We start from the raw sequence: 19,432 nt of genomic DNA, 5'->3' as shown, positions 1-19,432 counted from the left end.
TTAAAATAAATCTTCACAAAACTAAGCTGTAAAATTAAAAGTTTACAACTACAACAACTACATATTCCACAAAATACTAAAAAAAAGAAGCACGTATTACGGGAATAAAATCTTACATTTATCCCGTAATAAAGTAATAATTACACACCAAAACAAGTATTTACAAAGCTTACTAACCTTTTACAGGATATCAAGATTTTAGAAATAAAAGCCCCTTTGGTATAACTATTACATTTTACACCAAATTTAACTATACAAATATATAACAACTCAAAATACCTCTCTTAGTTTATAATAATAGCATATTAAAAAACGTAAAACATGATTTAAATTCGGTAGAATGAGTACACTATTAAACCCAGATGACAATAAAGTAAAAAAAGAAAACAACTTTGCCGATAAAGAAATTACAACAGACGATCGCTCAGTTAGACGCGAAATTTATCAAGGTTATTATGTCTTTTTAATACCTAAAGATAAAACCGTTAATTTTAGAATTATAGCCATAAAGGCCATTAATAAAGAAGCCACACAAAGGGATGTATATTGGGTTGCCCAGTCTTATCACAACTTTAAAACACATAAATGGTTAAGCTTTAAGGTAAAAGGTAAAGAAAAAAGTAAAGAACAGTCAAGAACGTTAGCCGAACACCTTAACTTTTTAAACGAAGGCTATCAAGACCATAAAGGCGAAAAATACACAGAGGAAGGCACCAAATATGTAGGTAAAAATTACGCTAAAGCAAGCTACCAAAAGTTAATGGGTAAAGACACCTTTGGCTATATTACCTATAAATGTAATACCTTAGGAGCAGGCATATGGCTAGAAGGTGTTAATTATAGACCAGGATGGATGTCTCAAGGCGCATTTGTAATCGCTGTAGACACCCCCCAAATCACCACTTTTTACGCAAAAAAACGTTTAAATACACAAGAGAGAAAACTACAATTTATACACAAAGATATTCAAGCCTTAGAAACTAAGCTAGAATATAGCAATATCGTAGACCTATATATTGCATTACATAATGTCCCTTATTACGATATAGAACTCACGGTTACTGTAGATGGTAAAGTACTAGAACAAGAACACATATCATTAAATAGAAATATAGACAACCCTGCTTTAGATTATAACATCGAACAACGCTACGAGTTATATATAAAACCCGAATGGATAGACACCTTAAACCACGAAGCAGGCACTAATAACGAAGACTCTATAAAAACAGGAAAACTAAGCATTGTATTAGTACCTAACCGTGCCGTTATGCATGCGCCATATACCGAGGAGCAAGTAAAAAAATTAAAAAAAGAAATTACCTTTAAAATAAACTACAAAGACGCGTGGTCTATAGACACCGATGAGCAAGAATGGATACCACAAATAGTCGAAATATACGAAGCCCCACTAGTTACCCAAGATTATGAGGAGTGTGGTTATAGTTCTATTCAAGTAGACGATGGTGTAAACACACCTGTATACTTATTAAAAGAAGAAGGTAACGGCTGCCTAAGTGCAAACAAAACCACCGAAATACTAGAGTATGTTGCTGGCAACAAAAATAACACGCACGAAATTACCATTTTATTAAAAGATGTAGATACCCAAGAATGCTACGAAGCAGGCTTCGATAATGCAACGGGACGAAGCAAATCTCATAAAGATAACATCTTTATTGTACCAGATTACGACATAGAAAAAGACAGCAACACTGCTGTAATTATTGGAAGAGAAACTAAAAGTAAAAAATGGGAATTGTTTGCACAAAACCGTTTTGAAGACACCCCCGTATTTAAAGAGTTAGGCAAACGTACCCAAGAGCAACTTAAATTTAGGCTAGCCTATCCCTACGATGCTTACAACGAGCATACATTTTTATTAAAATACCTAACCTTTCAAATAAAACCAGAATATTTACCCATAGTTATACAAACTTGCCGTTACGTACGCACCCCCGTATTTAAAGTATACCCAGATGTTGTGTTTGTATACCATTACATGTACAACCCTAAAAAAGAACTCTGGTTTAACAACACCAAAGTAGACTTACCAGAACTAAAAGCAGACGCCGTTAGTTATGTAAAAGACATTGTAGATTGGCTGTTCGACCCGTTAAAACCCATTTTAGAAAAAATGGGCGTAGGTAAAGAAATGCTGTCCATGATTAAAAAATATGTAAATAGCCCTTCTCCAGAACAAAAAACAGGCTTCCACATGATAGCCGATGGCGAAGAAATAAACTATAGCCAACTGCAGCCTTATAAAGCCTATTTGCATTACCAAATGATACTAATAGCACTGCTACCTTTAATTATAGAGCTATTATTAATTTATTTAACACGAGGTAAAAATTTACAAACTAAACTAGGTAAAATAGCTAAAAAGGCACAAAACATAAGTAAAGATTTAAAAGATCTAGGTAGTAAATACAATATAGAAGTTACCTACCCACAGCTCGCTATTAATTATGGCATGTACCGCCAACAAGAAAAAACAGGCGATATAGCTACAGTACTAGAGTGTAATTTACAAGCAGCGCCCCTTATAGGTCTTAAAACTACCCAAAAGTTCGATTTTGAATTTCCTGGCGGTAAAGTAGGACTTAAAGCCATTTTTGAAGGGAAAATAGATATAGATCTAAACCTTAAATACAACACCTATACCGAAGTTTTTACTTTAACCAAAAATGCTCGAGACCAAGTAGGAAAAAGTAAAATACCCTTTAAAGCAGGCGATGTTATAAAAGCCGACAGGTATATTACTTGTGAAGTAAAAACTATACTTGATATAGATAAACAAGGAGATTTTAGAATAATAGGAATCCCCATACCTTATAATATTAAAGTCGATACCAAGTTTGATATTAATGGCACTATAGGTATGGAAACCCGTTTTGGCTACCATAAAGAACATGGTTTGTACTACCAAAACAGCTATTATTTTACCGGAGCCAATGGGAAATATAAGGTTGACGCAGAAATTTCAGCAGGTATTTTTGGTATGAAACATAAATCTGGTGGTGGCGATACTGCTAAATGGGAAAAAATACAAGTTTTAAAACCATTTACCTGGCAAGAACCTAGAATATACTTAGTAAAAACCTTTAAAAATTTAGCAACAACAAATAAAAACAACTCAAAACATGTTACAGCGCCTAAAGCACCACAGGTGGATTTTTCTACTTACAATAGCACTACTAAGCATTAACTGCAACACGCAAAAAAAACAACATATGGGCCCTAATGAGAAAAAATTTAAAGACATACCAAATACTATTATTACATATAAAAAAAATGATGGTTATGCCTATTACTTAAGTAGTAGTCGTTCTCATTTTGAAGCTATGGAAATTTATATTAACGACATCCCTTTTAAAAAATATTATAATGGCGATAATAGTGCTGTAATGCACCCTATAAACGATTATATATTACAAAGCGGTACCCAAACCGTGCGTATAAAATACATTTCGGAAAGCGGAAATCCTTTTCGAGTCGATTTTTCAAGTTCAATAGATCTTATGGCGTTAAAAATTGGTCAAGAATTTTCATTAGGAAAAAGTCGTACCATATACGAAGTTCCTAAAATTTTTAACGACGATGATCCTTTAATTGGAGATTTTGCTGGAGCAGGTCTTATGATTTTTGAGGATCAGTTTACTTTTGAAGCCGAAGTACCTTATCATTTTACTAGCTGGACAAAAAGCCAAGACTTGACTAAATTAAAACCTGAGCTATTAGAAAAAGAAGTGGTAACAGCTCACCAAAACATTATTGATATTTTAAAACAAAAAGATAAAGAAACACTCTATGGTATGTTTTATCAATCGGAATTTGAAAAAACACAATCTAAATATTACAGTGAAGAACTATTTAATAAACTTTCTGTAGAAGGTTTCAATTTTGTGCTAGAAGATCCTTCTGTGAAATTTCATCCTTTAGAAAACTATGAAGTAAAAATTTATGGTCATGGAAAAGTAGTCACTCTAGAAAGCACTACAGATAAAGGAGAATCTGCAATACGTTTTGATGCTACAGTAACAGATAGAAGAACTGGAGATGAGTTTGAAGTCATCTCTAATATGCGTATATTATTACACAAACCAGAAGGTTCAAATACACTAATACCTATACGTTAATATTAAAAAACAAAATGCATTATTTAAAATATATCCTATTGTTTTTTATTGGTGTTATAAATTTGACTTGCGAGTCTCAAGCCAAACAACATATGGGCCCTAATGAGAAAAAATTTAAAGACATACCAAATACTATTATTACATATAAAAAAAATGATGGTTATGCTTATTATTTAAGTAGTAGTCGCTCTCATTTTGAAGCTATGGAAATTTATATTAACGACATCCCTTTTAAAAAATATTATAATAGCGATAACGATGCTGCTTTATTTTCTATAAACGATTATATTCTAAAAAGTGGCACCCAAACCGTGCGTATAAAATATATTTCGGAAAGTGGAAATCCTTTTCGAGTCGATTTTACGAGTTCAATCGATTTAAAAACACTGAAAATTGGTCAAGAGTTTTCATCAGCTGAAAGTGAACTTGTCTATGAAACGCCTACAATAACTAATAGAGATAATCCCGATTATCAAGATTTTGCAGGAGCAGGCCTTATGGTTTTTGAAGATCAGTTTACTTTTGAGGCCGAAGTCCCTTATCATTTTACTAGCTGGACAGAAAGCCAAGACCTCACCAAATTAAAACCTGAACAATTAGAAAAAGAAGTAGTAGCTGCCCATCAAAACATTATTGATATTTGTAAACAAAAAGATAGAGAAACCCTTTTTGGTATGTTTTATCAATCGGAATTTGAAAAAACACAGTCTAAATATTTTGATAAAGAACTATTCGATAAATTTACAGGAGGTTATAGTTTTGTTTTAGAAGATCCTTCTGTAAAATTTTACCCTTTAGAAAATTATGAGGTTAAAATTTATGGGCACGGAAAAGTGGTTGCTTTAGAGAGTACCAAAAACAAAGGGGATTACGCAATTCGTTTTGACAATACAGGAACAGACAGACGAACAGGGAAAAAAGTGGATATAACATCGTATTTTAAAATTTTATTTCACAAACCTAAAGGTTCAAACACATTAGTTCCTATACGTTAATTAAAAAAACAAAATGCCCTACTTAAAATATATCGTATTGATTTTTATTAGTGTTCTAAACTTGGCTTGCGAATCTCAAGCCAAACAACATATGGGCCCTAATGAGAAAAAATTTAAAGACATCCCCAACACTATTATTACATATAAAAAAAATGATGGTTATGCTTATTATTTAAGTAGTAGTCGCTCTCATTTTGAAGCTATGGAAATTTATATTAACGACATCCCTTTTAAAAAATATTATAATGGAGATAATAGCGCTGTAATGCACCCTATAAACGATTATATATTACAAAGTGGTACCCAAACCGTGCGTATAAAATATATTTCGGAAAGCGGAATGCCTTTTCGAGTCGATTTTTCAAGCGCTATGGATATCATGACCTTAAAAATTGGTCAGGAATTTTCATTAGGAAAAAGACATACTATTTATGAAACGCCTACAATAACTAATAGAGATAATCCCGATTATCAAGATTTTGCAGGAACGGGGCTTATGGTTTTTGAAGATCAATTTACTTTTGAGGCCAAAGTGCCTTATCATTTTACTGGCTGGACAGAAAGCCAAGACTTGACTAAATTAAAACCCAAACAATTAGAAAAAGAAATCGTTGAAGCTTATCAAAATGTAATAAACATTTTTAAAAATAAAGATAGAGAAACACTTTTTGATTTACTTTATCAATTAGAATTTGAAAAAACACAGTCTAAATATTTTGATGACAAATTATTTTATAAATTTTCAGTAGAAGGCCATGATTTTGTATTAGAAAATCCTTCGGTTAAATTTTACCCTTTAGAAAATTATGAGGTTAAAATTTATGGTCAGGGGAAAATAGTTACTTTGGAAAGTACAACAGATAAAGGAGAATCTCCAATGCGCTTTGAAGCAGTATTTACAAATAAACGAACAGGGAAAAAATTTGAAGGAATTTCTGATATACGTATATTATTCCATAAACCTAAAGACTCAAGTACATTAGTCCCTATACGTTAACTCTTAATAACAAAATGCCCTACTTAAAATATATCGTATTGATTTTTATTAGTGTTCTAAACTTGGCATGCCAGTCTCAAGCCAAACAACATATGGGCCCTAATGAGAAAAAATTTAAAGACATACCAAATACTATTATTACATATAAAAAAAATGATGGTTATGCTTATTATTTAAGCAGTAACCGTTCTCATTTTGAAGCTATGGAAATTTATATCAACAACATCCCTTTTAAAAAATATTATAATGGCGATAATAGCGCTGTAATGCACCCTATAAACGATTATATATTACAAAGTGGTACCCAAACCGTGCGTATAAAATATATTTCGGAAAGCGGAATGCCCTTTCGAGTTGATTTTTCAAGTTCAATGGATATCATGACCTTAAAAATTGGTCAAGAATTTTCATTAGGAAAAAGACATACTATTTATGAAACGCCTACAATAACTAATAGAGATAATCCCGATTATCAAGATTTTGCAGGAACGGGGCTTATGGTTTTTGAAGATCAATTTACTTTTGATGCCGAAGTGCCTTATCATTTTACTGGCTGGACAGAAAGCCAAGACCTCACTAAATTAAAACCTGAGTTATTAGAAAAAAAAATAGTATCCACTTACCAAAATATTATTGATATTTTAAAACAAAAAGATAGAGAAACGCTTTATGGTATGTTTTATCAATCGGAATTTGAAAAAACACAGTCTAAATATTATAAGCAAGAACTATTTAATAAATTTTCTGTAAAAGGTTTCGATTTTGTCTTAGAAGACCCTTCTGTAAAATTTTATCCTTTAGAAAACTATGAAGTTAAAATTTATGGCGGTGGAAAAGTAGTGGCCTTAGAGAGTACTACAGATAAAGGAGAATCTGCAATACGTTTTGATGCTACAGTAACAGATAGAAGAACTGGAGATAAGTTTGAGGTCATTTCTAACATGAAAGTGTATTGCCATATGCCAGAAGGGTCAAACACATTAGTCCCTATACGTTAATATTACAAATCAAAATGCATTACAAGTTAAAACTTGTAATGCATTTTTTCTATTTTACACCTAAGTTTTTTTATTGATTATGTCTTTCTCTGGCAAGTAATGTGTTTTTAAGCAACATAGCAATCGTCATTGGTCCTACACCACCAGGAACAGGCGTTATATAGCTTGCTTTTTTACTAACATTTGCAAAATCAACATCACCAACTATTTTATAGCCTCTTGGTTTTGTTTCGTCTGTTACTCTTGTAATACCTACATCGACAATAACAGCATCATCCTTAATCATTTCTGCTTTTAAGAAATTAGGAACACCTAATGCTGAAATAATAATATCTGCTTGCGATGTTATTTGAGTAATATTTTTAGTATGACTGTGTGTTAATGTTACAGTTGAATTTCCTGGAAAACCTTTACGCCCCATTAAAATACTCATTGGTCTTCCAACAATATGAGAACGCCCAATAACTACAGTATGTTTTCCTTTTGTTTCTACACCATAACGATCTAAAAGTTCTAAAATACCAAACGGGGTAGCTGGTATAAATGTAGACATATCTAAAGCCATTTTACCAAAGTTAGCAGGATGAAACCCATCTACATCTTTATCTGGATTAACTGCTAATAATACTTTCTGCTCATTAATTTGAGGAGGTAATGGTAACTGAACTATAAAACCATCTATTTCTGGGTTTTCATTAAGTTCTTTAATCTTATCTAAAAGTTCAACCTCACTAGTTGTATTAGACATTTGAACTAAAGTAGATTCAAAACCAACGCGTTCACAAGCTTTTACTTTACTTCCAACATAGGTTAAACTTGCACCATCATTTCCAACAATAATTGCTGCTAAATGAGGTACTTTCTCACCTTTAGCTTTCATTTTTTTTACCTCAACAGCGATCTCATCTTTAATATCGTTGCTAACCTTTTTTCCGTCTAAAATTGTCATACTCATTAGTTTTCAGTTGCAATCACAGTTACAGTTCTTACTCTGCCGAATCTGTATCACAAACCATTACGTTTTTTTAAATAATGTTGCTATCTCTATTCAACTTTTACTCCAAATTTCTCTGGATTATTAATCATATAATTTATTAGTTTTCCAATCTCTTTACCTTGCTCTGAACATCTTAAATAATCTACCAATGATATAATACTCACAAGCTAAAGCAAAATCTGACCATGTATTTATTTCAAAATTCTCACCATCAGCACCTATAAGTTTACTTATAAAATGCTTTTATGATACCTTCTTTTTATATAAGCTTCTGAAATATTTGCGCATACCAACCGTAAACTTCTTCTTATTTGATCTGTTAAAGAATAGGTTTCCTGTTTTGGAAAAGACTTCGACAGATTAAAAATAATCATTGATAAATCAAATGCCTTTTTGTAAGCTACTAATTGTTTAAAATCCATATTTCTTTAACTGCAGACTGAGACTGTAAACTAAAAAATTAGCGCATATTCTTCATCATTTGCATCATCTTTTTACCGCCACCACCTTGCATCATCTTCATCATCTTACTCATTTGGTTAAATTGCTTTAAAAGCTGATTTACTTGTTGTACTGAAGTACCAGAACCACTTCCAATACGTTTTTTTCTACTCGCATTAATTATTGCAGGATTCGTTCTTTCACTTGGTGTCATAGAATGAATAATAGCTTCTATACCTTTAAAGGCATCATCATCAATATCAACATCTTTTAACATTTTTCCAGCACCAGGAATCATACCCATAAGGTCTTTCATGTTCCCCATTTTCTTTATCTGCTGAATTTGCTTTAAAAAATCATCAAACCCAAATTGATTTTTTGCTATTTTCTTTTGAAGTTTACGAGCTTCTTCTTCATCAAACTGTTCTTGTGCTCTTTCCACTAAAGAGACAACATCTCCCATTCCAAGAATACGATCTGCCATACGAGACGGGTAGAATACATCGATAGCTTCCATTTTCTCCCCTGTACCAATAAATTTAATTGGTTTATTAACTACAGTCTTAATAGAAATTGCTGCTCCACCACGAGTATCCCCATCTAATTTAGTAAGGATAACACCATCAAAATTCAATACATCATTAAAAGCTTTTGCGGTATTAACAGCATCCTGACCTGTCATAGAATCTACAACAAATAATGTTTCTTGAGGCTGTATAGCTTTATGAATATTTGAGATTTCGCTCATCATCGCTTCATCTACAGCTAAACGACCTGCGGTATCTATAATAACAACATTATGTCCATTAGCTTTTGCATGAGCAATACCTGCTTTAGAAATAGCAACAGGATCATTATTTCCTCTATCGCTAAAAACTTCTACTCCTATTTGATCTCCTACAACATGTAATTGATCTATCGCCGCAGGACGATATACATCACAGGCTACCAATAAAGGCTTTTTAGTTTTTTTAGTTTTAAGATAATTAGCCAACTTACCAGAAAAGGTTGTTTTACCCGAACCTTGTAAACCAGACATTAAAATAACACTTGGCTTAGCAGATAAATTAACTCCTTGGGCATCGCCTCCCATGAGTTCTGTTAACTCATCTTTTACTATTTTAACCATTAATTGCCCAGGTTGTAACGTTGTTAATACGTCTTGGCCTAAGGCTTTTTCTTTTACTCTAGTAGTAAAATCTTTAGCTATTTTAAAGTTAACATCGGCATCTAATAAAGCACGTCTTACTTCTTTTAAAGTTTCGGCAATATTTACTTCTGTAATACTACCATGACCTTTAAGAATATGAAAGGCTTTATCTAATTTATCACTTAAATTATTAAACATAGTTTTTAAGTCTTCTGTAAGTAAACTGCTATTAACTGCTTACTATTTTATTAAAAATTGAGATGCAAAAGTAAAGAAATATTTTGTTTTTTTCTTTAGTTACTATGCTGTTTTCTCTCTTACTTAACGACTAACCTTAAGTAAATCAAAATTTAACTTAAAAACTTAGCCTAATTCGTAATTATACTAAAAAACTTCTACTCAAAAAACTTAGATTGTTTTAAATATTATAAATAAAAAAGCTGTCAAATTTAAATTTGACAGCTTTTGTAAAGGAAACTAAAAGTTAACAACTAACCTAACAAACCGAAAACATAAGATATTCCTTTACAATCAAAAACATATTATATAGTTTTTTCAAGAATTAACACTCTTTCTACAAGACCGTTAGAATTAAAATCCTTTAACTCTATTCTGTCTTGAGTTATGTATTCAATTCTCCATCTATGTTTTAATACTCCAAGTGGTGCTTCTTCTGTTCCTGCATTAAAATCAAAATATAACTCGGCTTCATTGTAAGCAAACCATGCTCCTTGAATTCTATTATCATATAAAAAAGAAACTCTCCCTGTAGGCAAAAAATCCATAATATAATTTGAGTAATCATCCGTTTTATTTATAGTTCCATCTTCATATAAAGTAATTACCCATTCTCCATCATTTATTATATAATTAATATCATTATTATCTTTTTTACAGTGGTTAACTAAAACCATTTCATTAGTTCCAGATTTAAATATTATTTCATTAGAACTAGCAGAAACAACTGTCCACTTAATCTCTAACCCTGTTCTTGTATTTTGATTATCTAAAGTAATTTTTAATATAGTCTCTTTATTTTCCTCATTAAAAACTGTGTATGAGCCATACTCAAGTCTACTAGGATCTATAGAAAAACTATTATCACTAAAGAAGTGCAATGTATTCCCTATATAATCTTCTTCTTTAGCACTTCCTGAAATATTTAATGTTTTTACACGCCATAAACAATTACTTAGATACCCTTTAATTTCTTTATTTTGATTCTCGACATCAATAACTATATCACAGTTTTTCTTTAAAATAATTTTATTCCCTCCATTCTCATAAAATTTAATTCTACCTGGCTCTAAATCGTATACAACCCATTCTAAAGTAAAATCTACTAATGTATCGAACTCTAATTTTATTAAAGCACCTCTATCTGTAATACGTGTTATCCATGTTCCTGTTAATATATCTTCATTTCTAGCATGAACTTTAACAACATTATCCTCTTTAAAGACCATAACATAATCACGATAACTATCATTTAAATTATTTTGATTTCTTTCAAACTCATAAACAACCCAAGGACAGGTTTTTAATAAATTATCTAAACGTTCTTCAGTAAAATCATCATCACCATAATCATTATCATCATCTTCATCGCAAGTATCTTTTACTTCTTTTATGGTTCTTCCTAGTTCTATATTATTATTAACTTCAATAGTCGTTTCATCTGCTAAAACCATAGTTACTGGAAAATTAAGACTTGCTACAACTTCGGCATTTTTTACACGTTTTATAAAACGGTGCAACGCTCTATCACTCTCTATATTTGCAACATCAACAATCTGAAATTCTTTATCAAATACTGAAAAAGATATTGGATATTGAAAATCGATGCATTCAATATCATCATCTTCTTCATTTTCACCTTTACAGTCTTTTATTAACTCACCTAAAGCATCAGAGTTTTGAATTACAACCTCTGTATAATCTGCTAAAACAATGGTAACAGGAAAGATAATATCTAACGTATCTTCATCTCCTTCAAACTCATTAAAAATAAGTTCGATTGCTCTAAAATCTTCTCTAGAATTAATTTTAATTTCAAGACCATTTACTTTTACTGTTACTGGTAAATCAACAGAAAGACAACTTGCTTTATCTATAATATTATCTACAGATCCATCCATTTTAGATGTAGACAACATTAAACTTGTTAACTCGGAATTAGCAACAAGGGTTTCATTTTCATTAGGCTCGGTAATTTCTGTTACTTCATCTTGACAAGATGTAAATAATAAAAGTGTAAAAAGTGGCATTAGTAATAACAATTTCATTTTAACTTTCATAGCAAATAATTTTTCTTAGTTCAACTTAACTTTTTATTATAAAACAGGATAACTTAAAAAATCCCTACCTTATCTTTTCTTTTTTTATATTTTAGTACCCCCAATTAATAACAATAATGGAGAAACCACTACATGAAAATATTTGTGAGGAACATTTATTTTCTTCCATATTTAATAAACACTCAAAGGATTTACATAACTTTTTATATTATAAGTTTGGTGAATTACTGAACCCTAAAGATAAAGTACAAGAAGCTTTTATTAAACTCTGGCAAAACTGTACAAAAATCCCTCCCAACAAAGCTAAAAGTTTTCTTTTTACTACTGCCAATAATTTAATGCTTAATGAAGCTACTCATCAAAAAATAGTTTTAAAGCATCGAAAAATAATACCTAAAACATATACTAATGAAACTCCTGAATTTTTAATGCAGGAAAGTGAATACATGGATAAGTTACAAAATGCACTCGCTAATTTAACCGAAGCACAACGTACAGCTTTTATGATGAATAGAGTTGAAGGAAAACGCTTTAAAGAAATTGCTGAGCTTTTAGGTATTTCGACTAAAGCTGTTGAAAAACGCATATATGGAGCTCTAGAAAAATTAAGGAAAGATATAAAGGAGCTATAATATTAAAAAATTATGCGTTCAGAATTTTAGTTTAATTAATAATCAATTTTGAATTAAAAAAATTCAAAATTAAGCTAGGAAAAAATAAAAGTTAACTGTTATATATATAGTTGTATAGAATTATGGATAAAGAAGTTTTAATATTAAAATGGCTAAATAACAATCTCAATGATAAGGAACTTGAAGCGTTTAAAACTCTTGAAGATTATAATGAGTTAGTGAATTTAAATTCTAGCTTACAATCTTTTAAAGCTGATAATTATGATGTATCCTCAGAATTAGAAAACGTTTTATCGACTATTAAAGGCACAAAAAAACAACCAAAACATTGGTTAAACCCTCTAATGCGTATTGCAGCCATACTTGCTATTTGTTTTAGCATATTCTATTATACAACAACTTTAGACACCACTATCTCTACTAAATTTGCACAAAAAACAACTATAGAATTACCGGATGCTTCTAGTGTTGCTCTTAATTCAAAATCTTCATTGATATTCAATAAAAAAGACTGGAAACATGAACGAGAAGTAGAGCTTAGCGGAGAAGCTTTTTTTAAAGTTGCTAAAGGATCATCATTTAAAGTAAAAACAAAAACAGGAATTGTAACTGTTTATGGAACTCAATTCAATGTAAAACAAAGAAATAACTATTTTGAAGTTATTTGCTACGAAGGCTTAGTTGGCATCTCTTATAATTCTCGAGAAATAAAATTAAAAGCTGGAAACAGTTTTTTAATTATTAATGGGGAAATAATTGCTAAAGAAAAAGAAAAGCAGTCAATACCTTCGTGGCTAAATAACTCAAGTGTTTTTAAAAGCTTACCGTATAAAATGGTGATTGCAGAATTTGAAAGACAATACAATGTTGGTATCACTCTAATAGATATTGACCCAGAACAATTATTTACAGGTAGTTTTGCACATGATAATATAGATATAGCAATACAATCTATTACCTTACCTTTACACGTAACATATAGTAAATCTAACAATAGTATTACATTAAAGCGTGAGTAAAAAAAGAATACGTTCTATTGTTTTGTTATTTTTTTTTATGAATATTACAGCGTTACAAGCGCAAATAATTCGAAAAGAAAAGCAATCTCTTATCACTGTTTTAAAACGACTTGAATCGAAGTATAACATTCGTTTTTCTTATGTAGATGATACTATTAAGAATATAAAAGCGATGTTGCCTTCTAAAGATGCATCTTTAGAAAATATTTTAGAGTTTCTTAAAAAAGAAACAAAACTAGACTTTCAGTTATTAGATAGCACCTTTGTTATTATTAAAATTCCTAAAAAAGACAATAGTAACTCAGATTACAACATACAGAACCTTGAAGAGATTGTTGTTACTAAATTTTTAACCTCAGGTATTTCTAAATTAAATGATGGGTCTACAACTATTAAACCTGAAAATTTTGGTATACTTCCTGGATTAATAGAACCAGACGTTTTACAAGCTATTCAAGCTATTCCGGGAGTTTTAAGTGCTGATGAAACTATATCTAGTATAAATGTTCGTGGCGGTACTCATGATCAAAACCTATTACTTTGGGATGGTATAAAAATGTATCAATCTGGGCATTTCTTTGGGCTTATTTCTGCATTTAACCCATATACAACAAAACGTGTTAACGTTTATAAAAATGGAACCCGTGCCAAATATGGTGATGGTATTTCAAGTATTATTGATATGCAACTACCTGATAATATTGACAACAAATTTAAAGCTGGCTTAGGTTTTAACTTAATAAATGCTGACGCTAATGCGAAAATCCCTTTGTCGAAAAAAACCGAATTACAATTATCTACGCGCCGTTCTGTAACAGATTTTATTTTAACACCTACATACGATCAATATATAACTCGTGTTTTTCAAGATTCAGATTTTGAGAATGCTAAATCAAACAACAATTCTATTTCTCAAAATGAATCCTTCTATTTTTATGATATAACTGCTAAATTCTTATATGATATTTCTAAAAAAGATAAAATAAGATTTCATTTTTTAAATGTAAATAACAATTTAAATTATGATGAGCAATCTACTAATAACGATAGAAATGAAACTTTAAAGAGTAAACTGTCTCAACAAAACCTTGCTTTAGGGGTAACTTACTCTAAAGATTGGAACAAAAAACTATCTACAACATCGCAAATCTATGTATCAAATTATGATTTGGACGCCACTAATTTTGATTTACTTAATAATCAACGTCTAATTCAAGAAAACGAAGTTTATGATGGATCTGCAAAAATGGATATTAACTATAAACCAAACAATAGGTTAAAAATAAATGGCGGTTATCAATTTACAGAAGTTGGTATTAGTAATTTAGAAGATGTTAATAATCCTATTTTTAGAAGTTATATAAAAAAGGTTATTAGAAGTCATTCAATTTATGCTGAAACAGCTTTTCTATCTAATAATATTAAAACAAACTTAAAACTAGGCATGCGTTTAAATTATATATCAAAATTTGATATGCTTTTTGCTGAACCTAGACTTAGTTTTAGTCAACGGTTTTTTAATAATTTCAGATTTGAAATTTTAGGAGAACTTAAAAGCCAAACAACTTCACAAATAATCGATTTACAAAATGATTTTTTAGGTATTGAAAATCGCAGGTGGGTATTAGCTAATAACAATAAAGAGGTTACATTTAATAACAATAAGGCAATACACCCCGTTCCAATTTTAAAAAGCAAGCAAGTTTCTGCAGGAATTCATTATAACAAAAACAGACTCCTAATAAGTGCCGAAGCTTACATAAAAAAAGTGGATGGTATTACTACAAGAAGTCAAGGGTTTCAAAACCAATACCAATTTATTAACAGTATAGGGAGCTACGAAATTAAAGGGCTAGATATTTTATTAAACAAACAATTTAACAATACACTTAGTAGTTGGGTTTCTTACTCTTATAGCACAAATAACTACACCTTTGATGAATTAAATAACGGTGAAAAATTCCCTAATAATCTAGATATAAAACATGCTTTCACTTTCGCTGGCGCTTACACTGGTAAAAATATCAAATTTGCGCTAGGGTTAAATTGGCATTCAGGAAAACCCACTACCATACCTGATACAAATAATACTATTGATGACAGCACAATAACTTACTCTAGCCCAAACAGCGCTCAATTAGATGATTATTTACGTACAGACTGCTCTATCACGTATTCCTTTAATTTTACTTATAAAACAAAAGCCTCTATAGGTGCATCGGTTTGGAATATATTTAATAAAAAAAACATTCTAAATACTTACTACGTCTTAGATAGTGAAAACACAATAAATAAAATTGAAAATAAATCTCTTGGTTTTACGCCAAATATAAGCTTAAGAGTAAGTTTTTAATATTTTGGACTCGACTAAAAGTGTCAAGCTTTCTGTTACAATTCCTCTCACTTCTCTAAAAAACTTTGGAAATAAGATTTATTGTAATTCTGATAAATCTAATTTTTATAGCTTTATACTAAGCATCCATTTGTCATATTCATGTACTGTAATTTTTACTCACTAAAACTTTCTTAGAATATTCAAAACATAGAGAATACTAGCTTACTATGCTTTTTCTAGAAGCCACATAAACCAAATTCATTTAGCAGCAAACAGGTAATAATAACAAATTTCTGTCGAATTTTGAGGTGTCCTAAAAAGGGATAGTCTACAATCATACCTCCTTTTAAATGTGAGTTTACTTTTCTTACGTAATAAGCACGCTAATTTATAAACGATAATCAGTTAAAAATCAATACCTTTATCACCAAATTTTATTTTTTAACAAAAAAAACAATCACATTATAAGAAATAAATGTAGGTTTGTAAAAAATTACTTACTTTAAATTATATCCCCAAATGAAAAAAATTAAATTATTAACAGTACTTGCATTAACATTAGTAATTTCTTCTTGTTCATCTAATGATGAAAATTCTTTAGAAGAATCTTTAATTGAAAACACAGATAGAGGTTTATCTGCAAAATCCGGTAAAAATAATTTTAAAGGTAAATTTATTTCTGTTGCTCACCCAACCTCTGGAAAAGCTATAGTAAACAAGGCTATAACAAAATTAAGACTTGTAAATTTTAAAACTGATAATGGGCCTAGTTTAGAAATATATTTGGCGACTGATAGTAATGCTACAGAATATATTTCTTTAGGTGCTTTAGAAGAAAAGGATCTTGAAGGAAATTCTGTTTATTCTATTCCAGAAGGTGTAAACATAGCAAAATACAACCATGTAATCATCTGGTGTTCTGCATTTTCCGTAAATTTCGGTTATGCAGTTGTGAACTAGAGTATGTTATCACCTAGTTGAATTAAAAAACTTGTTCATTCTATTATTTATCAAAAAGAGTGTTTTGAATTATCAAACACTCTTTTTTTTTAATAGTATTATCTAATTTTAGTTAAATGTATTTTTTTTCTAAAAATCAATACGTTTATACAAGTCAATAATAGCAGAAAAATATTTAGATTATAAGCGTAAATCTTGAATTAAAAATAGTACGAATTGCAAATCTGTTTTTAGCTATTTGTAAACTATTTTTTAATTTCCAATTTTTCAGCAAAATAATCACAAAAATCTTTCATCGTGGCACTCATTTTTTCATCCTGTGTTGCTCTATAAAAAGTGTCACTCATAGCTACAAGTGTTTGATGAAAAAATACTTTCATTTCATCAACAGGCATATCTTTTGTCCATAAATCAATACGCAATGTTTCTTGTGTTTTTGCGTCCCAAACAGCTAACATCATAGCTTTAGCCTCTTCGTTGCTAATACCACCGTCTTCTGCTGTCCAATGGAGTTTTTCAGGTACTTTATTAGCATCCAATTCAACATTAAGTTCTATTTTGGAAGTAATCTTATTTGCCATTATTTTCGTGGTTTAAACTTTGAATTATTAAAAATATCTTCTGTACTTTTTATTAGCATCTCTTTTAAAGGAACATCATTTTGATTCATATATGCTCTTACAATTTGCCAACCTATATATTGCCCTAAACGCCCTGGTGAATTAGCATCAACTTCTTCTAAATAAAACTTAGAAAAAGGTGCTGGATTTATAAATCGACCTAGTAATTTAGAATCTGTGCTAAAAAGGAGTTCGCGTTCTACAAAATAACGCCAAATGTAACTCTCATTAGCTACAGCCCAATCTATTTGCTCTTGAGAATAGCCAATACGTTCTGCATCTGTTTTAAATGGAATAACGGCATCTTTAAAAAACAACTGCTTTCCAAAATATATCATTTCATCTAACAACGTTTTATTTTGACTCTGGTAAATATACTTTTTAGCATATTCTCCTGCTAAATCAACAATAATTTGTTCCTTCTTTAGGTTTTCTCTTAAATATTTTGGAATACCTAGATAAAATTCATGATCATTACCCAAATAAGTATCTAATGCTATAACTGCGATTGTGTCTGTTACAATAACTTTATTTCTATAATCTACATCATTTGTGGTGGTAATAATTCTAGGTGGATGAAACTCTGGGAAATAATATTTTAAATGATTAAATAAAGACTCGATATTACTTTCAGTATCATCAAAATTAACAAAAGCTTTATCAACCTCATTAAACAACTGTAATTGTAAGGTGTCTGTTTTTTTAGCCATCCAAAATGAATCAGGATATTTTTCAGAAAACATAAAAGGATATGCTTTTCTAAGTTTAGGTAAATCATCTCCCGACACATCTGCAAATAACTTATCAAAACGCTCTATACTTATATCTGTATTTATATTAGCTATTATATTTTCTAGTTCACTTTCTCTCTTACAAGAAAAAACGGATAATACAACTATTAAAAGCAATAATATTTTATTCATATAAAACTTAAACGACATATATTTTCATAAATTGAGTGTTTCGTTTACTTTTGTTTGCAAAGGTACTATTCTTAGAATTAAATTCATTTAAAATGCAAACAGAAAAAGTTGTTGATCATATTGTAAATTGGTTAAAAGATTATGCTACAAAAGCAGGTGTTAATGGTTTTGTTATTGGTATTTCAGGAGGAATTGATTCTGCTGTAACTTCTACCTTATGTGCTAAAACAGGATTAAATGTTTTGTGTATAGAAATGCCTATACATCAAGCTCAAAGTCATGTCACTAGAGCGCAAGAGCATATTAAACAATTAAGCGAACGTTTTGATAATGTTAGTGATACGCGTACAGATTTAACTCCTGTTTTTGAAGAATTCAAAACCGAGGTCTTTTTTGATAGCGACCAAGCTACTGTAGATATGGCCTTAGCAAATACTAGAGCACGTTTACGCATGACTACACTTTACTATTATGCTGGTCTCTACAAGCTTTTAGTAGCTGGAACAGGGAATAAAGTTGAAGATTTTGGAGTTGGTTTTTACACAAAATACGGTGATGGTGGTGTAGATTTAAGTCCTATTGCCGACTTAATGAAATCGCAAGTTTACAAATTAGGTGAATTTTTAGAAGTACCAGAATCTATTATGAAAGCAGACCCTAGCGATGGCCTTTTTGGAGATACTAGAAGTGATGAAGACCAAATTGGAGCCTCTTATCCTGAGCTTGAATGGGCTATGAACATGGATTATCAAGGCAAAAATATTGATGATTTTTCTGATAGAGAACGAGAAGTTTTCAAAATATATAAACGCTTTAACACCGCTAACAATCACAAAATGATTCCTATTCCTATTTGCGAAATCCCTAATATTTTCATATAACCTTTGCAGATTAATTAAAAAAGCATTACATTTGTGCCAGCTTAT

The 19,432-nt window shown here is 30.5% G+C and carries 16 protein-coding genes; 10 read left to right on the top strand and 6 right to left on the bottom strand.

Translation table 11 applies throughout. The features are described 5' to 3' along the window. The first annotated feature begins 340 nt into the window (after nt 1-340). Genes A8C32_RS11105 through A8C32_RS11085 form a run of 5 tightly spaced genes read left to right on the top strand, consistent with a single transcriptional unit; the run spans nt 341 to nt 7,132 of the window. Nucleotides 341-3,211, top strand: coding sequence for a hypothetical protein (locus tag A8C32_RS11105; protein ID WP_069830483.1), 2,871 nt, complete (start codon nt 341-343; stop codon nt 3,209-3,211). A gap of 25 nt (nt 3,212-3,236) precedes the next feature. Beyond that, complete coding sequence (locus tag A8C32_RS11100) at nt 3,237-4,142, top strand: hypothetical protein (protein ID WP_069830482.1); 906 nt, start codon at nt 3,237-3,239, stop codon at nt 4,140-4,142. A gap of 14 nt (nt 4,143-4,156) precedes the next feature. Further along, nucleotides 4,157-5,137, top strand: a complete 981-nt coding sequence (locus A8C32_RS11095) for a hypothetical protein (protein ID WP_123803400.1) — start codon at nt 4,157-4,159, stop codon at nt 5,135-5,137. Between the two features lie 13 nt (nt 5,138-5,150). Next, nucleotides 5,151-6,134, top strand: coding sequence for a hypothetical protein (locus A8C32_RS11090; protein WP_123803398.1), 984 nt, complete (start codon nt 5,151-5,153; stop codon nt 6,132-6,134). Nucleotides 6,135-6,148: 14 nt separating this feature from the next. Further along, nucleotides 6,149-7,132 carry a hypothetical protein gene (locus tag A8C32_RS11085; protein ID WP_123803396.1) on the top strand — a complete coding sequence of 328 codons (984 nt, stop codon included), beginning with the start codon at nt 6,149-6,151 and terminating at the stop codon, nt 7,130-7,132. Nucleotides 7,133-7,202: 70 nt separating this feature from the next. On the opposite strand, the gene A8C32_RS11080 is transcribed toward A8C32_RS11085, so the two are convergent. The 4 genes from A8C32_RS11080 to A8C32_RS11065 all read right to left on the bottom strand — a co-directional run bounded on the left by A8C32_RS11080 (nt 7,203) and on the right by A8C32_RS11065 (nt 12,017). Further along, nucleotides 7,203-8,081, bottom strand: a complete 879-nt coding sequence (locus tag A8C32_RS11080; protein WP_069830478.1) for a bifunctional 5,10-methylenetetrahydrofolate dehydrogenase/5,10-methenyltetrahydrofolate cyclohydrolase — start codon at nt 8,079-8,081, stop codon at nt 7,203-7,205. 278 nt (nt 8,082-8,359) lie between these two features. Continuing rightward, entirely contained in the window at nt 8,360-8,551 is a 192-nt protein-coding gene (locus A8C32_RS21360; RefSeq protein WP_349267244.1) for a four helix bundle protein, read from the bottom strand. A gap of 38 nt (nt 8,552-8,589) precedes the next feature. Beyond that, nucleotides 8,590-9,918: a signal recognition particle protein gene (gene ffh, locus A8C32_RS11070; protein ID WP_069830477.1), complete on the bottom strand. Its 1,329-nt coding sequence runs from the start codon at nt 9,916-9,918 to the stop codon at nt 8,590-8,592. A gap of 344 nt (nt 9,919-10,262) precedes the next feature. Continuing rightward, nucleotides 10,263-12,017, bottom strand: a complete 1,755-nt coding sequence (locus A8C32_RS11065; protein WP_123803394.1) for a hypothetical protein — start codon at nt 12,015-12,017, stop codon at nt 10,263-10,265. A gap of 116 nt (nt 12,018-12,133) precedes the next feature. Here A8C32_RS11065 and A8C32_RS11060 point away from each other — a divergent pair, with 116 nt between their 5' ends. The 4 genes from A8C32_RS11060 to A8C32_RS11045 all read left to right on the top strand — a co-directional run bounded on the left by A8C32_RS11060 (nt 12,134) and on the right by A8C32_RS11045 (nt 16,963). Next, nucleotides 12,134-12,649: an RNA polymerase sigma factor gene (locus A8C32_RS11060; protein WP_069830475.1), complete on the top strand. Its 516-nt coding sequence runs from the start codon at nt 12,134-12,136 to the stop codon at nt 12,647-12,649. 122 nt (nt 12,650-12,771) lie between these two features. Further along, nucleotides 12,772-13,668: a FecR family protein gene (locus A8C32_RS11055; RefSeq protein WP_069830474.1), complete on the top strand. Its 897-nt coding sequence runs from the start codon at nt 12,772-12,774 to the stop codon at nt 13,666-13,668. A 37-nt stretch (nt 13,669-13,705) separates the two neighbouring features. After that, complete coding sequence (locus tag A8C32_RS11050) at nt 13,706-16,021, top strand: TonB-dependent receptor plug domain-containing protein (protein WP_069830473.1); 2,316 nt, start codon at nt 13,706-13,708, stop codon at nt 16,019-16,021. A gap of 501 nt (nt 16,022-16,522) precedes the next feature. Further along, nucleotides 16,523-16,963 (top strand): DM13 domain-containing protein, encoded by a 441-nt coding sequence (locus A8C32_RS11045; protein WP_069830472.1) that lies wholly within the window; start codon nt 16,523-16,525, stop codon nt 16,961-16,963. Between the two features lie 245 nt (nt 16,964-17,208). On the opposite strand, the gene gldC is transcribed toward A8C32_RS11045, so the two are convergent. Continuing rightward, nucleotides 17,209-17,544: a gliding motility protein GldC gene (gldC, locus tag A8C32_RS11040; RefSeq protein ID WP_069830471.1), complete on the bottom strand. Its 336-nt coding sequence runs from the start codon at nt 17,542-17,544 to the stop codon at nt 17,209-17,211. Then, a complete protein-coding gene (gene gldB / locus A8C32_RS11035; RefSeq protein WP_069830470.1) occupies nt 17,544-18,506 on the bottom strand; it encodes a gliding motility lipoprotein GldB in 963 nt (320 codons plus the stop codon). Before gldB ends, gldC begins: the two co-directional genes overlap by 1 nt. A gap of 92 nt (nt 18,507-18,598) precedes the next feature. On the opposite strand from gldB, the gene nadE reads away from it, so the two are divergent. Continuing rightward, on the top strand, nt 18,599-19,387 hold the full coding sequence (nadE, locus tag A8C32_RS11030) for an NAD(+) synthase (protein WP_069830469.1): 789 nt from the start codon (nt 18,599-18,601) through the stop codon (nt 19,385-19,387). Nucleotides 19,388-19,432 lie beyond the last annotated feature (45 nt).

Source organism: Flavivirga aquatica (genome assembly GCF_001747085.1).
GTDB lineage: Bacteria > Bacteroidota > Bacteroidia > Flavobacteriales > Flavobacteriaceae > Algibacter_C > Algibacter_C aquatica.
Note: the sequence above shows the minus strand (reverse complement) of the source record. Positions and strands in the feature narration are given on the sequence as shown.

Bases quoted from the DNA above. Each gene is read 5' to 3' on its own strand.
- A8C32_RS11105 (WP_069830483.1), top strand. From the start codon at position 341: ATGAGTACACTATTAAACCCAGATGACAATAAAGTAAAAAAAGAAAAC.
- A8C32_RS11100 (WP_069830482.1), top strand. From the start codon at position 3,237: ATGGGCCCTAATGAGAAAAAATTTAAAGACATACCAAATACTATTATT.
- A8C32_RS11095 (WP_123803400.1), top strand. From the start codon at position 4,157: ATGCATTATTTAAAATATATCCTATTGTTTTTTATTGGTGTTATAAAT.
- A8C32_RS11090 (WP_123803398.1), top strand. From the start codon at position 5,151: ATGCCCTACTTAAAATATATCGTATTGATTTTTATTAGTGTTCTAAAC.
- A8C32_RS11085 (WP_123803396.1), top strand. From the start codon at position 6,149: ATGCCCTACTTAAAATATATCGTATTGATTTTTATTAGTGTTCTAAAC.
- A8C32_RS11080 (WP_069830478.1), bottom strand. From the start codon at position 8,081: ATGACAATTTTAGACGGAAAAAAGGTTAGCAACGATATTAAAGATGAG.
- A8C32_RS21360 (WP_349267244.1), bottom strand. From the start codon at position 8,551: ATGGATTTTAAACAATTAGTAGCTTACAAAAAGGCATTTGATTTATCA.
- ffh (WP_069830477.1), bottom strand. From the start codon at position 9,918: ATGTTTAATAATTTAAGTGATAAATTAGATAAAGCCTTTCATATTCTT.
- A8C32_RS11065 (WP_123803394.1), bottom strand. From the start codon at position 12,017: ATGAAAGTTAAAATGAAATTGTTATTACTAATGCCACTTTTTACACTT.
- A8C32_RS11060 (WP_069830475.1), top strand. From the start codon at position 12,134: ATGGAGAAACCACTACATGAAAATATTTGTGAGGAACATTTATTTTCT.
- A8C32_RS11055 (WP_069830474.1), top strand. From the start codon at position 12,772: ATGGATAAAGAAGTTTTAATATTAAAATGGCTAAATAACAATCTCAAT.
- A8C32_RS11050 (WP_069830473.1), top strand. From the start codon at position 13,706: ATGAATATTACAGCGTTACAAGCGCAAATAATTCGAAAAGAAAAGCAA.
- A8C32_RS11045 (WP_069830472.1), top strand. From the start codon at position 16,523: ATGAAAAAAATTAAATTATTAACAGTACTTGCATTAACATTAGTAATT.
- gldC (WP_069830471.1), bottom strand. From the start codon at position 17,544: ATGGCAAATAAGATTACTTCCAAAATAGAACTTAATGTTGAATTGGAT.
- gldB (WP_069830470.1), bottom strand. From the start codon at position 18,506: ATGAATAAAATATTATTGCTTTTAATAGTTGTATTATCCGTTTTTTCT.
- nadE (WP_069830469.1), top strand. From the start codon at position 18,599: ATGCAAACAGAAAAAGTTGTTGATCATATTGTAAATTGGTTAAAAGAT.